The organism is Rhizobium sp. SG741 (assembly GCF_012275435.1).
Taxonomy (GTDB): domain Bacteria; phylum Pseudomonadota; class Alphaproteobacteria; order Rhizobiales; family Rhizobiaceae; genus Rhizobium; species Rhizobium lusitanum.
In genome coordinates this window covers 134,380-156,975 of the sequence record NZ_JAAZQP010000009.1, presented here as the reverse complement: position 1 = coordinate 156,975, position 22,596 = coordinate 134,380, and the positions used below count along the sequence as shown (strand labels likewise).

Below are 22,596 nucleotides of genomic sequence, written 5' to 3'. Positions count from 1 at the left end.
TATGGATATGGCCCGGGACAAACAAGCCGTAGAGCCCCGGGCCTCTGTCCCGGCGGCTCGCGCGGCCCACCTTGCCGCGCGTATCGGCCGCCTTCTCTACATGAATGGGGCCGATACGCGGCATGTCGCACATAACGTCACCGAGATTGCCCGACACCTTGGGCATCCTGCCCACGCCCTGGTCACCCCGGAGGGCATCCTCGTTACCGTTGGAACCGAGGAGCAGTTCAGCACCAAACTCGGCCATGAAGTAGCCACGACCGGTGTGAACATGGGCAAGTTGCTGGAGATCCAGCAAATCGCCGATGATATCCTCCTGCGCCGAGATGGCTCATTCGAGATCGAGCGTCGGATCGATGACGCCGAACGAAATAGTCATGGCTATCCCGAGTACGTGGTCATCCTGGGTGTAGCGGTGACGACCGGCTCCCTGGCCATGTTGTTCGGTTCTTCCTGGACGGTGGCGCTGGCATCTTTTGTAACAGGCTTGGTCAGCACCCTTCTAAGGCGGCGCCTGCCGGAGCTTCTACCGAACCCCTTCGCGGTCACTTTCGCTGTGGCCATCATCAGCGGCCTTGTCGCAGTCTTTGCATTACGGCTGCGGCCGGAGGAATCGCCGATCCTTGCGCTGACGGCAGCCGGGATGATCCTCGTTCCGGGTGTCCCCCTCATCAACGGCATTCGAGAAATTGCCACGGGCCACGCCGGAAACGGCATTGCCCGGCTGACAACGGGGATAACCCTCGTCCTAACGATCGGCTTCGCGCTCTATGTGGTGGGTGTTGTCACGGGCGCCAAGTTGCCGGTCGATGTGGGGCCGGGCATGCTCCCGGTCCCCGAAGATCTCTTGTTCTCCGCACTCGCAGCCATCGGCTTTGCCTTGCTCTTCAACGTTCCTGTTCGGGGCATCGCCTTCTGCGTCATCGCAGGAATGGCAAGCCACGGACTGCGCACCGGCCTGGAGGAACTGGGCATAAACCTGCCGATCGCCTCGCTGATTGGTGCCATAGTTGCCGCACTGATCGCGAGATTGGCGGCATCCATTCACCGGGTGCCCGCCGTAGTGTTTGCCTTTCCAGGCGTCGTCGCGATGATCCCCGGATCATTCGGCTTCCGCGCTGGTATCGGCGGCCTCGAGATTATGTCTCTGGGCGCCAAAGCCCCGCTTGACCTCGTCGCCAACACATTCTCGCTCGCCATCATCACGACAATCACCACCATCGCCACTGCCATCGGCCTGGCGTTGCCGCTCTCGGGCTTCCCGAACGAGCCTTCACCTGCGAACTCACGAAAGGACCAAGACCATGAATGACACCACAAGCAGCCATCCGGTGTTGCAGGACATTCCCATCGGCCTCAACGCGACTGGCGAACGCACCGAGTTCGACAGCATGGGCGAAGTAAAGGTTCCTGCTGACCGTTATTGGGGGGCGCAGACGCAGCGATCACTGCTTCACTTCAATATCGGTGGCGATCGGATGCCGAAGGCTGTTTACCGTGCCTACGGTGTCGTCAAGAAGGCGGCGGCTCTCGTCAACGGCCAGTCCGGCAAGCTCCCCGGCTGGAAGATGTACGCCATCGTAAAGGCCGCCGACGAGGCAATCGCCGGCGATCTCGATGCGCACTTCCCCCTCTTCGTATGGCAGACCGGCTCGGGCACCCAGTCCAACATGAATGTCAACGAAGTCCTGTCGAACCGGGCGATCCACCTGCTCGGCGGCACCCTTGGCTCACAGCATCCGGTCGGTCCGAACGACGACGTCAATATGGGCCAGTCTTCCAATGACAGCTTTCCGACCGCGATGCATATCGCCGCGGTGACCGCGATCGATGATCGGCTCATTCCCGAACTCGAGAAGCTGGCATCGACGATCGAGAAGAAGGCAGCTGGATGGATGGACGTGGTCAAGGTTGGCCGCACCCATCTCGAAGACGCGACCCCCTTGTCGGTCGGGCAGGAATGGTCCGGCTGGGCCGCCCAGATCCGCGCAGTCATCGCCGAAATCCAGCATGCACGCGAGGGCCTGCTTGAGCTTGCACTTGGCGGTACGGCCGTCGGTACTGGCCTCAATGCGCCGGCGGGCTTTTCGGTCAATGTCGCGACCAAGATTGCAGAGCTCACCGGAAAGCCGTTCGTAACTGCACCCAACAAGTTCATGGCGCAGGGTTCGCTCGATCCCATGGTTCGCGCCTCGGCCGCGCTGCGCGGTGTCGCTGTCTCCCTCATGAAGATCGCCAATGACATGCGCTGGCTCGCCTCCGGCCCGCGCTGCGGCTTTGGCGAACTGAAACTGCCGGCCAATGAACCGGGCTCTTCCATCATGCCCGGCAAGGTCAACCCGACACAATGCGAAGCGATGGTAATGATCTCGATCCAGGTGATCGGCGACGACACCGCGACCGCATTCGCCGGCAGTCAGGGCAATTTTGAGCTCAACGCCATGCGGCCGATCATCATCAATAATTTCCTGCACTCGGCGGCAATTCTGGCCGACGGCTGCGAGAAATTCCGCACCTATTCAGTCGAAGGCACGGAGATCGACCGGGATCGGATCCAGTCCTATGTCGATAATAATCTGATGTTGGTCACCGCGCTGTCTCCGGTTATCGGCTATCAGAAGGCCGCCCATATTGCCGAAAATGCCGTCGCGACCGACTCAACCCTCAAGGCGGCCGCGCTTTCATCCGGTTTCGTGACCGAAGAGCAGTATGAGAAGGTTATCGTTCCCGGAAACATGATTGGCAGCGGCTTGGCCGGCGCCTGATCGATCAGTTACAGCAAATGCAGCCGTCTCCAGGTGGAGAGACGGCCGCAAAGTAGCCAGGTTTGCAGCGCCGCAACTAGATCACGATACTCGTCCAGCGACTGGCTACACAACTTTTCCGGAAATCCAGAAATTACGCGCACTAAGGTTGCAATCACAAGCGGATTGTCCAAAAGTTAACAACGTTTAACTGTTTGGAAAATTTGCGGTAATCAACCCAGAGCTTATGTCCCACCCACGGTCATGCATATCAGACATAGCAGCTGACCGTTCGAAAGGATCACGACCATGATGATGAGCACTCGTCAGTTTGTCACCGTAGGTCTCGTCGCCTTGACGATCGCCGGCACGGCTGTCGCCACCGCTTCCTAGGCCGAAGCACATAACAATTTCGGACGCGGCCTTGAAGCCGGTTGTTCCTCCTCCCGCCGGTCCTGCAGGATGCATTGATCCACGACAGGAGGATCCAACCGTATATCCCGAGCTTGACCTTGGCGGGACGACGCCAGACGGAACCGTGCTCGAAGGCACTTTCAATTTCCTGGCAGTTGACACTCTCGCTCCGGCAGATCTGGCCAGGGCAGAATTCACGATCGATGTCTTGACGTTGAACCGGGAGATCATGCGCGTAGCCCGCAAGAGCGCCTACACCGGGTTTCGGGCGCGCCTCCGCGAATATGTCGAAGAGAAAGAAAATGGCGTTGTCGCTGCCACCCTGCGAAATACGCGCGACAGGTGCGCCTGATCGGCAAGGCCGCATTCGAGTGCGACTTCGCAAAGCGGCATGCCGTCTGCGATCAGTTGCTTTGCCCGCTCAACACGACGAGTAGTGATATACACGTGTGGGGAGGTGCCAACGCTACGCCTGAAGGCTGCAGAGAAATAGCTGGTGCTTAACTTGGCCAGTTCCGCAAGCCCGTCGAGGCAAAGCTTTTCAGACAGACGCGTATCGATATGGGCGGTCACGCGCTTGACCTGCCAGGGCGCCAGCCCACCCGGCGTCGGCTTGGTGACCTGCTCCGGCCGTATCTCAGATACATACGGCACTGCGTCCGGGAATGCGCCCTTCGCGGAAATTCCGCCGACGTTGGAAAAGTTTAAGACGCGCTCAGCGCTGATGGTCTGGAACGGCATATCGATCTCCGATGCAACTGATGAAGCACTTGATGGGAGCGATAGTGCCGGTCACGCAGATGCATCGAAACTCAACTGAGATACATGTCGGATGGCTCTCCGTGTGAGGCAGTGATACCTAAGTATGGTAGGATTCGCAGGGGCCATTACGGTAGCGCGCGACAATCAGCCGACCCGAATAACCGGCAATCGAGGGGTCACAACGTGCCAAGCAGAGACCGATAGCCTTCGGTCAGGAATTGCGACGCCACGTCCCAGGTGACACACCGACGGCAGTCGTGAAAGCGCGCGTGAAGTGGCTCTGATCGGCAAAACCACATGCTGTCGCGACGTCCAACAACGGCAGTTCGGTGGTACGAAGCAATTCGCACGCACGCGAAATCCGCTCGCTCTGCAGCCATTTGTAGGGCGTCATCCCGGTCGTCTCGCGAAACGCGTGGATGAAATATCCGCGCGAGAGATTGCAAGCCTCGGCAACGTCCAGGATCGAGATATCCCCCTTCAGATTTTCGAGCAGTATATTTTTCGCCAGGGCCTCATGGGCACGGGATAGCTTCCGGATCCTCTTCACGGACGGCAGTTTCCCACCATACTCCTGCACTATGTGCGTGCCGATCGCGGAAGCCAATTGATCGACAAAGAGTTGGCTGGCCCGTTCCGGCCGCTCCAGCGCAGGGATCAAAGTCTTGACCAGATTGGCAAGGACTGGATCGCTGTGTGCCGTCTTGACATCGAGAGAAAAGACGCCGGAGAGGTCGCTCTCCTGGGCGATGCGTTGCAACGAGGCTGGCGAAATCTCGAGCAACAGGAAGTCGAAGGGTCCCCCCAGGTCGGCCTTGTAAGGGTCGGCAAGATTGCGGATATACATCGAATTTTCCGCAAATTCGTAAGTCGTGGCATGGTGCTCGTGGAAAATCCGACGGGAATGGCCACTAGTTGTCGAAATCCCGATGACGAAACCACGATCGCTGGCTGCGGTCGTCACCTGATCAAGGGTTAGCTCCTTCGTACCCTTGCGGAAGAATCTTATATCGGCGCCCTGAACGGTCTGGTTCTTGTAAAGCTTGTCGAAGGGGCAACCGAAGCTGTCCTTGACCTGATCGGCCTGCGCCTTTGGCCCAATGGCGGGATTATGGTCCAAATCGCTTAGCTCTCTTTGGTCTAGGACGGGGCCGATCAGATATCATCCGATAGGAGGAACGGCCAACCGCTATATTTTGGCCGATTTTGCTCTTCGACGCCATAGCGGCAAAGGGATAAGGCGAAAAACGCGGCAATAATATACAAATCGGCGCTGGACAGACTGTTGCGAATTTGAATGATGGCCACGGGATTTTAGTGAGAAGAACTTTGGCAACAGGTGAAGAAGTCGCCGATTGTTTCGGTGCAAACAATGCCCGCTCTCTTGTGACTAGGCCGTTGCAGGGCGCAGAACTTGCCATCACGCATCTATCGCGTGACTACGACGAAGATGATCCGCCGGTCGTCTTGCCTTCCGATGACGCATTTCTCGTCGTCCTTTACCTCATAGATGTTGAGCATCGCGATCTTTTTCCAGATCGTCCGGCCGCGCCTTTGAAACGGTATCCGAAGGGTTCAATATGCTTGATCAGTCTCAAACAGGGGGCCGCGATCGCGATCCGAGGACGGTTTGAAGCTATCGTATTCCACATTCCCCGCCAGAACCTCATCGAACTGACTGAGCGAGCCGGCCAGCCCCCTGTCGACGACTTGGCGACTTGCAGGGGGATCGAAGACCAGACGATTGCAGACCTTGGAGCCGCGCTGATCCCCCTTTGTCACTCGAGCGGCGGGGCGGAAAGACATTCACTGCCCCATATCGCCTTGGCCTTTTGTGCCCATATTGCCCATCAATACGGGCGTTCGGCCCGTCCGAACTGAAGCCTCCTTACGCTCACCGCAAGCGCTTGGTCCTCCCCTCAAGTCAGCTCTGAATTCGTGTGATCCATGACGGCGATCCGAAAGCCTTGTTGACCGATCCGCCGAGCGAGCGGTTCAGAGACTTCCTCAGGCACGCGCATCGACCGGTCCGGCATTTGGGGCAGATTGGCGTGTTAAGACTTCCCTTTCGACGGGGCACGATGCACGGGCGACCGTTCGCCTTGAACACGGCCGCGTCAGATCGGCCTATACTAAGGTGCCATAGCGTTACACCATCGGGCGATTCTGCCGACACCATCCAAATCGTATCTTTCACGGCGAAGCGAACAGTTCTGAAGCAGTGATCCGTCGAAGGCCCAAACAAGGCCACCAATCGCCGGACCGCTTTCAGCTTCAGAGCATGTTTGAACCCAATCCGGTCTTCCCTGCTGCCGATGCGCGGCCTGATGCGGAACGACCGGCATGCCAGAAGGAATGCGATCATGATCATCAACGAACGCGCACCCAGCATACTCCTGCTCATCACGCCGCTTTGCGCATCGGCTATCTTCCTACTCGATATTCTCGGGCCGATGTCGCCGTTCTCGAGCGCCCTTTACGTGCCACTCATCCTGCTTTCCATCCTGGTGTTTTCTGCCGCCGGCGTCGCCTATACCGGGCTTGTCTGTTTCGTCTTGACGATTGCCGGCTTCGTTCTCTCCCGAAATGATGGCTTCGACCGGGTCAGCTTTCTTGACCTCCTCATGATTCTCGCCGTGGTAGTCATTACTACGGCTGTCTCCTGGGCTATCGCGCGTCGCAATCGTTGATCCTCTCATTTCCAGATCGGTGCCGAACCGCACACACTGTCCTGAGGTATTGCTGAGCAACACTTAGGTATAGTGCGGCTCGCACGCGCATGGTGGAACGTTGCGGTACGAGCAGCAAATTCTGCGCATCTCAAAAATGCGCCCATTGCCCAATTTATCCCGATATCAAAAGAGACCGCCATGACCGCGACAAAATCCAAACCTTTGCCGGCAGAAAGCACTGCACCGGATTTTACCCTCGCCGCCAACCATCGAAGCTGTCGGAGCCGAGACCCTTGGTCTTGCCTGTACCCCAGCCATAGCCGGTGTGGGCGCCGATATATGCGCCACTCCAGTCGAAGGTTGTGGCTGCATCGACAGCCACAGGAGCGGTAGGAATCTGGTCCACGGCATCGACCGCGAAGGCCGAGGTCGATGCTGCGATCGCAGCAACGGAAGTTACCAGAAAGAAAAGTCGCTTCATGGGTATTGGTCTCCGTATCATTTCTCGAAGTGTCATTGAGAAGCGACTGCTGAAAGATCACTGGCCAGAATGTCACTTGGCGAAGAACCACTGATCGTCGGCCAGTAGGCTTGAAGATTTCGATTGTCTCTAAAGGCTTTGCGAGAATTGAAGCAGCCTGACAAAAAAGCCCGCCGCAGAATGAGATGCCGCAAGCTTTTCGATGACGAAGGGCGCCGGAGAAATAAGTGAATTCCGGGACAGACCAGCGCTTTGCGGCCTACTGGTCAATTGCCGGATTTGGATTTGCGGTGGCCCGGACTAGATTGTAGTCTCTCGATTGATGCCAGAAAGCCAACATCTGGGGAATCGTTCTGTCGAATATCTTCTTGGCTTCCGCGATATCCTGCAGGCAGATGTATTGGCGGGCCGTATGCAAATTTATGTAAAGCGCGGTAAAGCGATCTGTGAGTTCGCCGATATCTGTTCCTTGATTGTCCGCGAGTAGTTTGAAAATTTCGCTTTGCTGAAGTGTCGACCAGTTGCGAAGGATTTCGCCGTCCTGCTCGAATGTCACCCGCACCGCTGTAATCGCACCAGACGCATCATGCTCAAGCTGAATTTGCACGCGCTGGCGGCTTGCAGGAACGTTTCGTGCCCGCACCATTTGTTCAATCTCGCAGTCAGTTCCTAAGGAAGCCACCTCTCTAAGAGCTTGCCGGATTAACCGGTATCCCCGCACATCGATCGTTGCGCAACTTCCATCTTGATCTTGCAACTTCTGGATCAACTGATTGCAATCCGTCTCACTCATGGCAATCTCCGTCAGAGCTGGCTGGAGGAGAGAATAGCTCGGGTGCGTCGGACAAAGGTGCAAAAAACTGTAAATTTTTCACATCCCAGGGGCGATCGGCGGCCAATGCGCTCCCGCATAACATGCAATCACTCAGGCGATAGATCGCTTGCCCCTGCTTTTGAAAAGTTCGAAACCTCCAATTCCGACACCTCGGCGGTCGGCGCTGCGCCCCTTCAACGGCCTCGTTGCGGCCTCCATACATCCAGGAACCTATACTTACGTATAGTGCCGCCCCGATATCATATCTGGCAAGGATACAAAAAATCAGGATGCGACGCCCAAGTGCCCCCTTTCCCAGACGACAATGGCGATCGCTCGGTAGCGTCCTTTGGCCCTTTCCGTTTATCGCTAACGAACAGACAGCTTACGAAATCAGGGGCCCCAGTCACGATGGGTGGCCGCGCGCTCGAGATCCTGATCGCGCTGGTGGAGCGCGCTGGCGAGGTTGTTTCGAAACAGGATCTGATCGCGAGCGCATGGCCCAAGGTCTTCGTCGAAGAGGCTAACCTTCGGGTGCAGGTGACTGCTCTTCGGCGCATTCTGGGCGACGGCAACGACGGTCAGGCCTTTATCCAAAACGTTGCAAGGCAAGGCTATGTCTTCTCAGGCCGAATTCAGTTCTCCGGATCAGAGACTGGGGGAGATGCGCAGGAGCAGCCAGGACTTTCGACATTTCATAACCTCCCCAGTCCGCTGCAATCCGTAATCGGCCGTGAAACAGTCGTCGCTCAGTTGGTCATGCATTTGGCCGGAAGGCGCCTCGTGACGATTGCGGGGACTGGTGGTGTTGGGAAGACGACAGCTGCGATTGAAGTTGGACGGGCCCTGCTTCACGAGCACGACGCCGTCATCGTCGTAGACCTCGCCCGCGTCACCGACGCCTCACATGTCGCCAGCACTATCAAAGCCGCAATATCCTCAACTCTAATGATCCAGCAGCAGCCATTATCGGAGCCGCTGCCAATCCCCTCCTCTCTAATCATCCTCGACAATTGCGAGCATCTCCTGAAAGCAACAGCGGAGGCTGCGGAAGAGCTTCTGCGCAATTCACCGGAAGCAAAAATCCTGGCGACCAGTCGCGAGCCACTGCGCGCTGCCGGCGAACTGGTCTTTCGCCTTTCCGGTCTAAAGGTGCCGCCTGTCGACGATGGCAGCTCATTGGTGGACCCGCTTAGTTTTGCGGCGGTTCGTCTTTTCGTAGAGCGCGCTGCATCGGTCCTTGGAAACTATGTTCCCCAGCCGCCGGACATTCCGATCATTATTGAGCTGTGCAGGCGATTTGAAGGAATGCCACTGGCGATCGAACTTGCTGCCGGCCGTGTCGACGCCTATGGGATCAAAGGCCTTGGTCAGCGCCTCGATGACGCGTTTCAGTTGCTCACGACCGGTCGGCGCACAGCTCTTCCTCGCCATCAGACCCTGCAGGCGACGCTGAATTGGAGCTTTGATCAGCTTTCGGACAGCGAGAAGACGACCCTTGCGAGAATTTCGGTTTTCCCGGGCCTTTTCTCTCTTGATGCCGGCGCTGAGCTCGCATCGATCGCGGAACCTATTTGGAGCACGACCGACGACATCGCGAGCCTGGTCATGAAGTCGCTGGTGAACGCGGACTTCACGCAAGAAATGCCGCATTACCGTCTCCTGGAAACGACGCGAGTTTATGCCCGGGCCAAACTTCGAAAGCGTGGCGAGTTCGACCGTCTCAGCAAACGCCATGCAATATTGGTTCAGGCGAGGCTAGAGAAAATCGGTCGAGACAAGGGCCATACAGCAAGCCCTGATCGTATAAGTGCGTTCGCCACATTGGTCGATGATCTTCGTGTTTGCCTGGCTTGGTGCTTTGGCCCGAATGGCGACACAGAACTGGGTGTCGAGCTTGCGATCGCCTCCTCGACCGTCTGGTTTGAGCTATCGCTTGTCAGCGAGGCCCGCATTTATTTCGAGCAGGCGATCGCCGCACTCGAGCCAACCAGCCAGACCGACCCCGCCCGGGTGATATCGCTGTTAAGTTCATTGGGTACGGCCCTGATCTACACGATCGGCCCCGGACCCGAAGTGGACCGACTTTGGGCCAAGGCCGCGCGGATTGCTGAAGCGTCCGGTGACCCCTCACTCATGCTCGATGCATTTTACGGCACATGGCTTTCTGAGATAGCTGGGGGTGAGTATCGCAGATCGCTTGCAACGGCCGAAACGTTCCGGGTCTTGGCCCACGCCAAGGCCGAAAATATCCCGGGAGCAGCAGTTCGGATCGGGGATCGATTGCTGGGTGTTTCGCGACTCTACGTCGGGCAAGTTTCCGGTGCTTGTGAAAGCCTGGAAGCCTATATTGATAGCCAGTCCCCGCCGCTGAGCCCAATCGTAAGGATGCAATACGATCAAAGCGCAAGCGCACGGGCCTACCACGCCATGACGATGTGGCTACTTGGCCGACAAGACGCAGCCTTAGCATCAGCTGCCAGCTGCGTCGAGGATGCCCGGTTGCGCGGGCATACGACCTCCCTTTCTCTTGTCCTGGTCGAAGCCGGGTGTCCTGTGCCGTACTACAGCGGCGCCCTTGATATTATGGAAGAGCGAGTGGACCTGCTTCAATCGATTGCCGGAAGACAGACCTTTGGACCCTGGCGAGCATGGGGCGGTTGTTTCCGTGGCGCTCTCTCATTCGGGCGAGGCAGGTTGGAGGCGGCAATCGAGCAGCTTTCGATTGGGCTCGAGGAACTGACCCGCACCAGATGGCCGGTCCGACGGACATTTTTTTTGAGCATTCTTGCTCAGGCGCTCAATAGTCATGGTCGCTTTGATGAAGGGGGTCGATGCATTGAGGATGCCCTTGCGATGTGCGCTGCAAGCGGCGAGGCTTGGCACCTGCCCGAACTTTTGCGGGTGAAGGCCGAGCTATTGCACCGGGTGTCCCCTGAAGCGGCGTTCACATTACTGCAGCAAGCAAAATTGATCGCACAGCAAAACATGATGGTCGCGTGGCAAACGCGCTGTGAGGAGACGACATCGCTGATGTCGCTCACCCCTGAAGGCCGCCCTGCCGGACAAGTCCCATAGAGGAGATGCCGTGACCGAACAATCCTCTGCAACCGCTTCGCTGAACGCCGCGAGTACAACAGTCCGGCGCGGCACATTTTCGGTCGACATCATTCTGGCCCTGGTTGCAATGGCCGGCCCGCTCTATGTCGATATCATGCCGGCCATCATCGCGACCCTTCGTTCGGAATACTGCCTGCGCCCGGATCAGGCAGGCTTCGTGGCCGGTGCGAATGGCTATGGCTCGATGCTTGGCGCGTTGCTGGCCTTGTTTCTCGTATCACGCGTCCCATGGCGCGCGTTTCTGATCGGCCTTCTCGCGACGTTGATCGTTGCCGATCTGGCGACAATGGCAGTCTACGACTATTATTGGATGCTCAGCATTCGCTTCATCCACGGACTTGCCGGCGGCCTGCTTGCGAGCGTTGCCTACGCGCTGATGTCTCAGACCGCTGACACCCGGCGTAGCTTTGGCGTGCTGTTCGTCTTCCACTTTGGCTTTGGTGGTATTGGTATAGCCATGTCGTCGTTCTTCGCCGGCAAGATGCACAGTGGCATCGTCTTCGGTATTCTGGCGGCCTTCGGAATGATCGCCGCCGTAATAGTGCCCCTGCTCCCCCAATTTCGACAGCCGGGTCCTTCATCACGATCTCGCTCTGCCGCCTTGACGGAGTGGTTGACACTACCGCTCATATTGAAGGTTTGCGGGATTTTTCTTTTTCAAGCAGCCAACCTCGGGCTCGGCGCTTTTATGATCGGGATTGCTGCGGATCTTGGGCAATCTCGCGCCTTCGCAGGCCTTGTGGTGGGCTTGGGCTTGACTGCCGGAATTCCGGGATCGCTGCTAATGATCCTCTTGAGTCGAAAGTTGGGATGGCGGCCCGTAGCCCCCGCATTGCTCATCGCCGGCGTGGCTAAGACACTCGTGCTCGTTGGAACGACTCCTGCCGCCTTCGCGCTTTCTGTATCTTCCATCTACTTTACCATGGCGGTGGCGCTACCCTATGTGCTTGCAGCCTGCGCGACGGACGACAAAGGCGGGCGTGGTACCGTCCTGGGCGGCTTAGCTTCAAAACTGGGGCTCGCTTGTGGTCCCGTTGCAGCTGGATTTCTCTATGCTCAAGGGTCGAGCCACTTGGTCGTTACGGCCGGACTTGCTTCTGCGATGGCGGCTGCTGTATTCGCATTCTCGTTTAGATTGGCGGATACACGCGGGAATAACTGAGTGATCAACCAAACTAGCGGCTGCCGTAGTTAGCTCTAGAAACCCGACATTAATTCGTTGTAGATGCTTACCCAGCCTACCGGCGAACCAAGTCCTCTTAGGGCACTTCGCTGCTCGTGGCATTCCCCTCCCTGAGGCGATGGAGCAATCATGACATCGCTCCGTGCAGCAGGCATCGGCATATTACAATAGTCCCACGCGCCGAAGCGGCAGGGCTGCTCGCCTGCTCTAGGTGCGTTTCCAAAATTCCTAAAGTCGACAAGAAGGCCAAGTCTTCGCGCTGGTCGCCACAGCACCCGCATGTGTGATCGCTGTGCGTAAACTCATTGAGGCTTGAGCAAGGCGCAGTTTCGCCGGCGTCATATTGACCGAGAGAAATTCTTGTATTCGACACGTTGACAAGTTCGCCAAATCCGAAGTGTCGGAGAGATATGTGTCCGGAGCGCTATTGCACCTCATGTACATAGCGGTGACTTCTCGTTGTGGCCCGATGGCGCGCGACAAGGACCGGGGCGGCGGACTGATCGTAGGACACCTCATCGATCGTCAGCACGGCGTCCGGCAAAGTGAGTTTCAGCAGGCGGGCATCGTCTTCCGTCGCAAGCGTTGCCGCGATCTGTTCGCGAACCGCGGAAATGCGGATGCCATAGCGATCGAGAAGAAACAGATAAAGCAGCGCTGGAATGTCCTCTTTCTTCTCGGGGAACCCCGGAAGCAAGTGCACCGGAAGCGTGATGATCTCATGCATGACCGGTATCCCGCCAACGCTGCGCAGGCGATGAAAGCTGATCACCTCCGTCGGACTTTCCAGTTGCAGGCTCGCGCTCTCGTCCCGGCTCGCCTGGCGCTTCTCAAGGGACAGGATTTCCGAGGTGGAATTCTGCAGCGAGCCGTCGAGGCCATGAAGACGGAAATACTGAAAGAAGAAGCGCAAGCTGTGTTGCGGCGTACGCCCCGTCACCACCGTCCCCGTCTTGCGCCGGCGGCTCAGCAATCCCTCATTGGTCAGATCCGCCAAGGCCCGTCGGATGGTACCGACCGCCACTCCGAACATCTGCGATAGCGCGATCTCGCTCGGCAGGACGGTTCCAGCCGGCCATTTGCCCATCATGATCGCTTCGGTGATCTGTCGTTTGACCACCTCGTAGAGCGGCAGGGAAAACTCCGCCGCTCGCGATGTGTCCGCTAAAAAATTGGGCATTTCGCGCAATTAATTGCCTCTTATTTGGAGTTGACTCGCGGAAGGCGAGGAAGCATCATTACTATATAGTTTATATGAATAAGACAGCAGAGCAAACCTCCATTCCGCACATCTTTTCGGAACTCAACGTGAGCAATCAAGCCTTATCACCCCAGGCGATATCATTTGCAAATGCCTTGGAAGCAGTCGAACGCGATGTCGAAAAAGCGGTCGAGGATCTGGCAAGGATGATCGCCATCGACACCTCCTTCCCCCCGGGCACGGGTTATCCTGCCTTCGCGGAGCTGATGGAAGAGCTGTTGAAGCCGTTGGGCTTTGATACCAGACGCGTCACGGTACCGGATGCGCTGTGGCGTGTCGCCAATGGCCCGGCTTGTGGAGAGCGCGTCAATCTCATCGCCGAGCGTCCGGCAAACAAGCCGGTCTGCGGCCTTTACTACCATGTGGATACCGTTCCGGTTTCTCCCGGCTGGCAGCGTCATCCGCTGCGCCTGACGCGTGAGGGAGACCGGCTTTTCGGGTTGGGCGCCGCCGACATGAAGGGGACGATTGCCGCAACATTGCTTGCGCTGCGCGCTGCGGAGGAGCACGGCGTCGAGCTTGCCTACGATCCAATGCTGCTGCTGTGCACAGACGAGGAAGGCGGGCTTTATCCCGGTATCCGCTATCTTGCCGAACAGGGCATGCTCAAGGGGCACATCGTCAATTTCAACGGTTCGGCCGCGCCGCGCATCTGGGCCGGCTGCTTCGGCGTCTTTCATCTGCAGATCACCATCAGGGGGCACGCCGTTCATGCGGGCGAAGGCAATCGTACCGGCTCGGGCGTCAACGCCATCGAGGGCGCCCTTCCCCTCCTCAACGCGCTTCATGCGCTGAAGCCGAAGATCGCTGTTTTCGAGTCCAAACTGCCGCCACCGCCCCATGCGAGCGGTCCACTGCGGCCGCAGCTGTCCATATCCGCCGTCAATGGCGGCACCTCAGGCGGGCAGGTTGCAGCCGAGATCAAGATCCTCGTCAGCCGTCGCTATGCTCCGGAAGAGAGCTATGAAGCCGCGCGTACCACACTCGAGGATCTGGTACGCGCATGCGTGGCGCAAACGCCGGGGGTCAGCTTCGAGATCGACCTCGTCGGCCACCTGATCCCCACGGCAGATCCCGACGGTCCCCATTGGCCACGCTGGCAGAAGGCGCTGAGCCTCGGCTTCGGCTACCAGCCTGATGAATTCAGCAAGTGGGGCGCCGCCAGCTGCTCGGATTTCGGTTACGTCCAGCAGGCAGGCGTGATGCGGGAGATATTGCTTGGCGGGCTCGGGCGCCCCGAAAGCTGCATTCACAGCCCGGAAGAACACACGACAACGACGGATATCATCGCCCTGGCGAAAAGCATTCTCGCCTATCTCGCGCGCGATTTTTCCGCCGATCTCATTCCAGACTATTCCGCGTCAAAATAAGGGGAACACCAGATGCTGAAGTTGAACCGACGTCATTTTCTGGCCGGAACGGCGGCGCTCCTGACCGCGCCGTCTCTCGGCCTTGCCCAGACCGCCGCGCCCGCCAAGGGCGGGACATTGCGGATCTCCGTCGACCAGGCGGCAAGCGTGATCCATCCGCTTCTGACCCGCGTCAATCCCGAATACATGGTCACCGAGCTGCTCTACGGCAATCTGACGCGGCTGAAGGTTGACATGACCATCGAGCCGGACCTTGCCGAATCCTGGAGCGCAAACGATGCGCTGACCGAATGGACGTTCAAGCTTCGCGCAGGTGTGAAATTCCATGACGGCTCGCCCTTCACCGCGACCGACGTCGTCGAGACCTTCAAGGCGATCCTCAACCCGAACAATGCGTCTCCGGCTCGCAACAATGTCGGCCCGATCGCCGATGTCACGGCCGCCGACCCTCTGACCGCCGTCTTCAAGCTCTCCGGTCCCTATGCCGACTTCCCGGTCGCCATGGCCTATACGGTGGCCCGCATCATTCCCGCCTCGATCGCGACCGGCGATTTCAAGAAGCTCTCGACGACAGCGAATGGCACCGGCCCCTTCAAGCTCGTGTCCTATGAGCCCGACCGCCTGATCGTCGTCGAACGCAATCCGGACTATTACGACCCGAAGCGTCCCTATCTCGACCGCGTGGAAATCCAGATCTTCCCGGATATCTCGGCGCAAACCTCCGCACTTCTGGCCGGCGACATCGACGTCGTCTCCACCGTCCAGCCCACCGAATATCTGCGCATGAAGGACGCCCAGGGCGTCAACGTATTGCGCGTTCCCTCCGGCCAGTTCTGCAACATCAACTTCGGCTGCGACACCAAGCCCTTCAACGATCCCCGCGTCCGGCGCGCCCTGGCGCTGACCGTCGACCGGCAGGCCATGGTCGACTTCGTGACCGAAGGCTTCGGAACACCGGGCAACGACACGCCGCTGAACTCTTCCTACCATTTCTACACGGACCTGCCGCTGCGCCAGGCCAATATCGAGGAAGCAAAGAAGCTGCTGAGCGAGGCAGGCTATCCCGACGGGTTCGAGGCCACTCTGATCGCTTCCGACAAGCCGAGCCAGCGGACGCAGCTTGCCGTGGCGCTTCGCGAAATGGCCAAGGAAGCCGGCATCAGGATCAACGTCCAAACGATGCCGCATGCCACCTATCTCGATCAGGTTTGGAAGAAGGGCAGCTTCTATGTCGGCTTCTACAATATGCAGCCGACGGCCGACGCCATCTTCAAGCTTCTCTACACCTCCGACGCGGCCTGGAACGAGACGCGCTGGAACAACGCGGCCTTCGACAAGGTCGTCAACGAAGCACGCGGGATCACCGACGAGGCCAAGCGCAAGGCACTGTATGCGGAGGCGCAAAAGCTGATGAACGAGGAAGTCCCCTCGATCATCCCCGCCTTCTTCGACGTGCTCGCGGCTAAACGCGACTGGGTGTCGGGCTATGAGGTCCATCCCCGCGCATCCGTCTTCCGCCTCGATTACACCGCCTTGACCGACAAGGCGCCGAAGCGGAGCTGACCTCGCGGTCAAGTCGACATAGGCGTTGCGCGTCGTATTTGGACGCGCAACGCAGCCCAAAGGTCGGCCGCGCCATCCGCAGCCGGCCGCAGGAACGCCGGGGAACAAGTCCTTGTCACCGCACTATCTCATCAAGCGACTATTGATGATCGTCTACACGCTCTTCGTCGTGTCGCTCGTCGTCTTCGCCATTACCCAGGTCCTGCCGGCCGATGCCGCGGTGATGATGCTGGGGGAAAACGCCACCGCGCAGGCCCTGGACGCTCTGCGCCAGCAAATGGGGCTGAACGACCCTGTGTGGATGCAATATCTGCACTGGCTTATCGGCATTCTGCACGGCGATTTCGGCCAGTCGCTGCGCACGGGCCAACCCGTCGGCCCGGTGATGTTCGAAGCGTTGGGACGGTCGCTACTGCTCGCCTGCCTGTCGATCGGCCTGATGCTGGTGCTCGCCATTCCGCTCGGCGTTATCGCTGCGATGCGGCGCGGCCGCCTGACCGATATGCTGGTGAGCCTCGTATCCTATGCGGGCGTTTCGCTACCTGAATTCGTGACGGCGACGGTGGCGGTGCTGGTCGTCTCCGATTGGCTCAAATGGCTTCCCGCGACCGGCTACGTGCCGCTCACCGAGAATTTCCTCGACGGCCTCGCACATCTGGCGCTGCCGGTCTGCGTCATCTCCATCATCCTCATCGCCCATGTCTCGCGCATGGTCCGCTCGGAACTCGTCGATGTGCTGCATACCGACTATATCCGCGCGGCGCGGCTGAAGGGCCTCTCCGGTTCACGCGTTCTGTTCGGCCATGCCCTTCGCAACGCGTTGCTGCCAACCATCACTGTCGTTGCGCTGGATGTCGGTTATCTGCTCGGCGGTATCATCGTCGTCGAAGAAATCTTCGCCATTCCCGGCATCGGGCGGCAGCTTATCGTCGCCATCCAGACGCGCGACCTACCCTCCATCCAGGCCGGCGTCCTCCTCATGGCGGCCACCTATTCCATAGTCAATTTCGCAGCCGACCTTCTCTATGCCTGGCTCGACAAGAGGATCCAATATGGTTGATCTTCTCAAGCGGCTGTTGCGTACGCCGCAGGGCGCCACCGGCCTGATCCTCATCACTCTGGTGTTCATTGTCGTCGCATTCGGCCCGTGGCTCGCCCCCCGCGATCCCGAAGCCATGTCGATCCTTGCTCGCTACAAGGGGCCGAGCATGACCTACCTGCTCGGAACGGATCAATATGGCCGCGACATCCTCAGCCGGCTGCTGATCGGTGCCCGTGCGACCGTCATCACGGCGGTCGTCGCAACGCTCGCCGGTACCCTTGCCGGCGCCCTTATCGGTACCGTGTCGGCCTATCTCGGAGGTCGCGCCGATGAGATGATCATGCGAACGATCGATGCCATCATGTCGATCCCGAACCTTCTGTTCGCGCTTCTGATCGTCAATCTGCTCGGCTCCGGCAGCGTCAATGCGCTGGTGGCGGTCGCCGTCGCCTTCGCGCCCGGCATGGCGCGCATTACCCGCAGCGTCGCTCTTTCCATCCGCAAGCAGGACTATGTCAGTGCCGCCATAGCCCGCGGCGAAAGCTCGTCCTACATCATCCTGCGCGAAATGCTGCCCAACGTCATCGCCCCGATCATCGTCGAGACCACCATCCGCATCTCCTTCGCGGTGATGCTCTTCGCGACGCTCAGCTTCCTCGGGCTCGGCGCACAACCCCCAGCAACGGAATGGGGACTGATGATCTCCGAAGCGCGCCAATACATGCATATCAGCGCCGGCATCCTCATCTGGCCGAGCCTGGCGATCGCGATCGTCGCCGTCGGCTTCAACCTGCTCGGCGATGGCCTGCGCGATGCCCTCAACCCGCGCACGGGAGGATGAGATGAGCAAACCCGCCCAAAACAGTGTTCTACAGATCCGCAATTATTCGCTCGACTATCTGACAGTGAACGGCGCCGTCTTCCACGCATTGAGAAATATCGACTTGGAGATCGCAGCCGGGGAAATCCTCGGTCTCGTCGGCGAATCCGGTTCTGGCAAGACCTCGCTTGCCTGGTCGATCATGCGCTACCTGCCCGACAATGCCCGCGAAGTCGGCGGCGCCATCCGGCTGCAGGGTGAGGATCTCGCGGCGAAATCGCCGGCCGAAGTCGGCCGCATGCGCGGCAAGCAGATCAGCATGGTGTTCCAGGACCCCGGCACTTCGCTCAACCCTACCCTTTCGCTCGGCACGCAGCTGACGGAGGCGCTCAGACGCCATCGCGGCCTGACGAAAAGGCAGGCATGGGGCGAAGGGGAAGCCATGCTTGCCCGCGTGGGCTTGAAGAACCCGACCCAGATGATGCAGCGCATGCCGCATGAGGCATCGGGCGGCGAGAAGCAGCGTGTCGTCATCGCGACCGCCTTTGCCTGCAATCCGCAATGCATCATCTTCGATGAACCGACCACGGCGCTGGACGTGATCACTTCACGGCAGATCCTCGATCTGTTTCTCGATCTTCAAGCCGAGACCGGCGTCGCCTCGCTCTATATCTCGCACGATCTGGCGCTGCTCTCCCGGACGGCCAAGCGCGTGGCGGTGATGCGGCGCGGCGAGATCGTCGAGCAAGGCACGATCGACGATATCTTCCAAGCGCCGCGACAGGATTATACGAGGGAGCTACTTTCCGCCGTGCCGCAACCCGCCAATCGGCTGGTCGAGACGCGCCCCTCCTATCAGGCCAAGCCGCTGATGGAGGTCGAGAACGTCAGCGTGTACTACGGCCGCAAGCCGTTTCTCTCGGCGCTGACGGGCCGCGCCTTCAAGCGCTTCACCGGCAATCGCGCCATCAGCCTCACTGTGCAGCCGGGCGAAATCCTCGGCATCGTCGGGGAGTCCGGCTCGGGCAAGTCGACGCTGGCCAAGGCGATGACCGGGCTCAACCCGTTCGAGGGAAGGATGACCTTCGCCGGACGGACGATCGCCGGACTTGCCGATATGGATAGGTCCTATCGCAAGGATGTCCAGCTTATCTTCCAGCATCCCGACGCCTCGCTCAATCCGCGGCAGAAGATTCATGAAATCCTGGCGCGGCCATTGAAACTCTATGGGGCGGGCGAAGGCGCTTCCCTGTCGCACCGGATCGGCGACCTGCTGGAACAGGTTCGCCTGCCGCGCACCCATGCAGACCGCTATCCGCACCAGCTGTCGGGCGGGGAGAAGCAGCGCGTCGCCATTGCCCGCGCCTTCGCCTCGAAACCGAAGCTCGTCATCTGCGACGAGATCACCTCGGCGCTGGATGTCTCCGTGCAGGCCTCGATCGTGCAGCTGCTGCTGGAACTGCACCGCAAGCACGGCACGGCCTTTCTCTTCATCACCCACGACCTCAATCTCGTTCGCCAGATCGCCCATCGTATCGCCGTGATGTACCGCGGCGACCTTGTCGAGGTCGTACCATCAGACGAAATCGCCAGCCCTGACCGCGCCGACTATACCCGCCAGCTGATCGCGGCGGTTCCGGCGCTCGCGGGCACATCCTTCTAGAATTGCAGAGCAAGGAGCATACAATGGACCCGAAATCGCTCGTCGGCACGATCGACGAGAAGAGCTGCCTCGACTTCCTGTCGAACATGGTACGCCAGAAGAGCCACTCCCAGACCGATGGCGAACGCGAACTCGCCCGCATCATGGCCCGCGAGATGGCAGCGATCGGTCTCCAGTCCGAGCTACAGCCTTTCGAGGACGGTCAGCGCTTCAATGCCATCGGACGGTTGAAGGGATCGGGCGGCGGCAAGAGCCTGCTGTTCAACGGCCATCTCGACACCAATCCGGTAACAGAAGGCTGGACCGTCGATCCCTGGGGCGGCCTCGTCGATGACAAGTTCATCTACGGCATCGGCGTCTCCAACATGAAGGCGGGCGACGCGGCCTATTTCTGCGCCGTCAAAACGCTGCTGGATGCCGGTGTGAAACTCAAGGGCGATATCATCCTGACCTATGTCGTGGGTGAGCTGCAGGGCGGCGTCGGCACGCTCGCCGCGATCCGCGGCGGCATCAAGGCCGACTATTTCATCAATAGCGAGCCGAGCGACCTTGCAGCCGTGACGATGCATGCGGCAGCGCTGAGTTTTGTCATCGAGCTTACCGGCGACACCCGACATCTTTCCAAGCGCGAGCAATCCGTCGATGCCATCGCTGCCGCCTGCGACATCATTCCGCGCATCAACGCGATGACCTTCAGCGGCGCGAAAAGTGAGGTGCATCGCTCGATCAATCGCGGCCATGTCGGCGTCGTCCATGGTGCTCTCGGACGCGATCTCCAGGAATGGCGGCCGCCACAGGTCTCCGATTTCGTCCGCATCCGGGGCTCGGCCCGCTACGCGCCCGGCCAGACGCAGGAAGGCGTTCTTGCTGATCTCGCCGGCGAACTCGTCGAACTTGAGAAGCGTTTTCCGGGGCTCAAGGCCAAGCTGGTTCCCGAGATGATCGAGGGGCGGCCGCTGATGCCGCCTTTCGAGGTGTCGCCGACCTCCCGCATCGTCACATCGATCAATGCGGCCTATGAGGCCGTGCGCGGCGAGAAGCAGCCGACCGGTGCGATCACCCCGACCCGCTTTTACGGGACGGATGCCGGTCACCTCTATCACGAGCTCGGTATGGAAGGCGTCGTCTGCGGTCCCGGCGGGCGCTACAACACCATGCCGGACGAGCGGGTCGATATCGTCGACTATCTCGACATGATCCGCGTCTACATGCTCACCATTCTTGACATCTGCGAGATCATCTGAGGCCGCATGTTTCCTCGTGACGAATATGACTGGCGGATCGCCAAGGCACATGCCGCAATGGATGCCGCCGCCGTCGATCTCCTTCTGATCGACAGCGGCGAGCTCCTGGCTTGGCTGACGGGCTATACCGTTTCCGAAACCATGTACCGCGCCGCCTTGCTTCCACGCCAAGGACAGCCGTGGTTCGTACTTCGCGAACTCGACGAGGCGCCTTGCCGAAAAAAGACCTGGATCGCGGATGTGATCGGCTTTGCAGATATCGATGATCCACATCAGGCCGTCGCGGACAGCATTCGCGCCCATGGCTTCGCTGATGCCCGCATCGGCGCCGATGTCAACGCCTACAGCTTCAGCGCCCATACGGCCGCCCGCCTCAAGGCATGCCTGCCGCGGGCGGAATTCATCGCCCTTCCCGGCATCAGCGACAGCTTGCGCTGGATCAAATCGCCGCGTGAAATCACGGTTCTGAAGGATGCATCTGCCATCGCCGACAAGGCCATGCGGGCAATTGCGCAGAACGTCCGCGTCGGCTCTTCGACGCGCGCTGCCGCAGCGACTGCTGCGGCGACTTTCCTACTTGAAGGCGCTGATAGCGGCGAGACCGGCCCGATCGTCAAAGCCAGCGGCAACCATGAATTTCTGCACGGCGCCTTCAAAGGCGAACTGCTTGGTGTCGGTGATATTCTGCATGTTGAGCTTATTCCACGGGTCGACGGCTATGGGGCCCGGCTGATGCGGCCCATCGCCATCGGCGACACGACCGTCAAGCTTCGGGATATCGCCGCGCGCATCATCGCCGTGCAGGACGAACAGATCGAGGCCATGAAACCCGGCGCCTTGGCTCGCGACGTCGATGCCATCACGCGCCAGGGTCTGATCGCGTCCGGCTTGAGGCCGCGCTATGACAATGTGACGGCCTATACACTCGGCCTTTACACTCGCACGCCGCGCACCAGCGATTTCTCCCGGGCTTTCCTGCCCGACGCTGATTGGCCGCTTGAAGAAGGCATGGTTTTCCACGTCTATGCAACAGCTGCCCGGCTGGGTTTCAGCGAGACGGTCGTGGTGACGCCAGAGGGCGGCAGACGGCTGACTGCAACCGCCCGTCAACTTCTCACCGCCCATCAATCCGGATTTCAACGAGGATGAGGTGCATTCGCTCGAATTTGTTCCGAGGAGTAAATTACACAGGCCGACAGCGCTCGCTTTGAAAGAATTTGAATTGTGGACACGTAAATAGCTCGACTTCTTCAAGCTGCTGGCGGTGACGGATGGGTGCCTTGAGCAAGAATCGCTAGATATCGCCTACGGCCGAAAACTCGATCACGTTCGTGGCCTGCCACCTCATCGACTATTCCCAAACGCTCAAGATCTGCTGGCGAACCTTCATTGAAGCGCGAGCACATTATCCTGCTGGAGCAAGAAAGGATTAAACGAGCCACC

The 22,596-nt window shown here is 59.3% G+C and carries 18 protein-coding genes and 1 pseudogene; 14 read left to right on the top strand and 5 right to left on the bottom strand.

What is annotated here, in order from left to right:
- Window positions 1–7: 7 nt before the first annotated feature.
- Both FHT29_RS22535 and fumC read left to right on the top strand, forming a co-directional pair.
- Window positions 8–1,312, top strand: coding sequence for a threonine/serine exporter family protein (locus FHT29_RS22535; protein WP_168600147.1), 1,305 nt, complete (start codon window positions 8–10; stop codon window positions 1,310–1,312).
- Window positions 1,305–2,765, top strand: a complete 1,461-nt coding sequence (fumC, locus tag FHT29_RS22530) for a class II fumarate hydratase (protein WP_047557378.1) — start codon at window positions 1,305–1,307, stop codon at window positions 2,763–2,765. The genes FHT29_RS22535 and fumC overlap by 8 nt, the downstream gene beginning before the upstream one ends.
- A gap of 645 nt (window positions 2,766–3,410) precedes the next feature.
- Here fumC and FHT29_RS22525 read toward each other — a convergent pair.
- The gene (locus FHT29_RS22525; RefSeq protein ID WP_080760550.1) at window positions 3,411–3,899 is read right to left on the bottom strand and encodes an AraC family transcriptional regulator; all 489 of its coding nucleotides are present in this window, start codon (window positions 3,897–3,899) and stop codon (window positions 3,411–3,413) included.
- Between the two features lie 232 nt (window positions 3,900–4,131).
- Window positions 4,132–5,040 (bottom strand): helix-turn-helix domain-containing protein, encoded by a 909-nt coding sequence (locus FHT29_RS22520; RefSeq protein ID WP_210255513.1) that lies wholly within the window; start codon window positions 5,038–5,040, stop codon window positions 4,132–4,134.
- Between the two features lie 209 nt (window positions 5,041–5,249).
- Between FHT29_RS22520 and FHT29_RS22515 the strand changes: the two genes are divergently transcribed.
- Both FHT29_RS22515 and FHT29_RS22510 read left to right on the top strand, forming a co-directional pair.
- Window positions 5,250–5,801: a hypothetical protein gene (locus FHT29_RS22515; RefSeq protein WP_112442323.1), complete on the top strand. Its 552-nt coding sequence runs from the start codon at window positions 5,250–5,252 to the stop codon at window positions 5,799–5,801.
- A 482-nt stretch (window positions 5,802–6,283) separates the two neighbouring features.
- Window positions 6,284–6,610, top strand: coding sequence for a hypothetical protein (locus FHT29_RS22510; RefSeq protein WP_131512037.1), 327 nt, complete (start codon window positions 6,284–6,286; stop codon window positions 6,608–6,610).
- A gap of 232 nt (window positions 6,611–6,842) precedes the next feature.
- On the opposite strand, the gene FHT29_RS22505 is transcribed toward FHT29_RS22510, so the two are convergent.
- Both FHT29_RS22505 and FHT29_RS22500 read right to left on the bottom strand, forming a co-directional pair.
- Complete coding sequence (locus FHT29_RS22505) at window positions 6,843–7,073, bottom strand: hypothetical protein (protein ID WP_168600146.1); 231 nt, start codon at window positions 7,071–7,073, stop codon at window positions 6,843–6,845.
- A 259-nt stretch (window positions 7,074–7,332) separates the two neighbouring features.
- Complete coding sequence (locus FHT29_RS22500) at window positions 7,333–7,866, bottom strand: hypothetical protein (protein ID WP_047557392.1); 534 nt, start codon at window positions 7,864–7,866, stop codon at window positions 7,333–7,335.
- Window positions 7,867–8,298: 432 nt separating this feature from the next.
- Between FHT29_RS22500 and FHT29_RS22495 the strand changes: the two genes are divergently transcribed.
- The 3 genes and pseudogenes from FHT29_RS22495 to FHT29_RS34570 form a co-directional block, all read left to right on the top strand.
- The gene (locus tag FHT29_RS22495; RefSeq protein WP_162740581.1) at window positions 8,299–10,965 is read left to right on the top strand and encodes a winged helix-turn-helix domain-containing protein; all 2,667 of its coding nucleotides are present in this window, start codon (window positions 8,299–8,301) and stop codon (window positions 10,963–10,965) included.
- A gap of 10 nt (window positions 10,966–10,975) precedes the next feature.
- Window positions 10,976–12,169: an MFS transporter gene (locus tag FHT29_RS22490; RefSeq protein WP_168600145.1), complete on the top strand. Its 1,194-nt coding sequence runs from the start codon at window positions 10,976–10,978 to the stop codon at window positions 12,167–12,169.
- Between the two features lie 109 nt (window positions 12,170–12,278).
- Window positions 12,279–12,401, top strand: a pseudogene (locus tag FHT29_RS34570) (integrase); the annotation flags it as partial.
- A gap of 213 nt (window positions 12,402–12,614) precedes the next feature.
- Here FHT29_RS34570 and FHT29_RS22485 read toward each other — a convergent pair.
- Window positions 12,615–13,370, bottom strand: coding sequence for a GntR family transcriptional regulator (locus FHT29_RS22485; RefSeq protein WP_168600185.1), 756 nt, complete (start codon window positions 13,368–13,370; stop codon window positions 12,615–12,617).
- A gap of 128 nt (window positions 13,371–13,498) precedes the next feature.
- On the opposite strand from FHT29_RS22485, the gene FHT29_RS22480 reads away from it, so the two are divergent.
- From FHT29_RS22480 to FHT29_RS22450, 7 genes are all read left to right on the top strand, one after another.
- Window positions 13,499–14,821, top strand: coding sequence for a M20/M25/M40 family metallo-hydrolase (locus FHT29_RS22480; protein ID WP_047557638.1), 1,323 nt, complete (start codon window positions 13,499–13,501; stop codon window positions 14,819–14,821).
- 12 nt (window positions 14,822–14,833) lie between these two features.
- Window positions 14,834–16,384, top strand: coding sequence for an ABC transporter substrate-binding protein (locus tag FHT29_RS22475; RefSeq protein WP_168600144.1), 1,551 nt, complete (start codon window positions 14,834–14,836; stop codon window positions 16,382–16,384).
- A 112-nt stretch (window positions 16,385–16,496) separates the two neighbouring features.
- Window positions 16,497–17,444 (top strand): ABC transporter permease, encoded by a 948-nt coding sequence (locus FHT29_RS22470; protein WP_168600143.1) that lies wholly within the window; start codon window positions 16,497–16,499, stop codon window positions 17,442–17,444.
- Window positions 17,437–18,267 (top strand): ABC transporter permease, encoded by an 831-nt coding sequence (locus FHT29_RS22465; RefSeq protein ID WP_168600142.1) that lies wholly within the window; start codon window positions 17,437–17,439, stop codon window positions 18,265–18,267. Before FHT29_RS22470 ends, FHT29_RS22465 begins: the two co-directional genes overlap by 8 nt.
- Before the next feature lies 1 nt (window position 18,268).
- The gene (locus FHT29_RS22460; protein ID WP_168600141.1) at window positions 18,269–19,909 is read left to right on the top strand and encodes an ABC transporter ATP-binding protein; all 1,641 of its coding nucleotides are present in this window, start codon (window positions 18,269–18,271) and stop codon (window positions 19,907–19,909) included.
- Between the two features lie 23 nt (window positions 19,910–19,932).
- Window positions 19,933–21,153 carry a M20/M25/M40 family metallo-hydrolase gene (locus FHT29_RS22455; RefSeq protein ID WP_168600140.1) on the top strand — a complete coding sequence of 407 codons (1,221 nt, stop codon included), beginning with the start codon at window positions 19,933–19,935 and terminating at the stop codon, window positions 21,151–21,153.
- A gap of 6 nt (window positions 21,154–21,159) precedes the next feature.
- Window positions 21,160–22,302, top strand: coding sequence for a Xaa-Pro peptidase family protein (locus tag FHT29_RS22450; RefSeq protein ID WP_168600139.1), 1,143 nt, complete (start codon window positions 21,160–21,162; stop codon window positions 22,300–22,302).
- Window positions 22,303–22,596 lie beyond the last annotated feature (294 nt).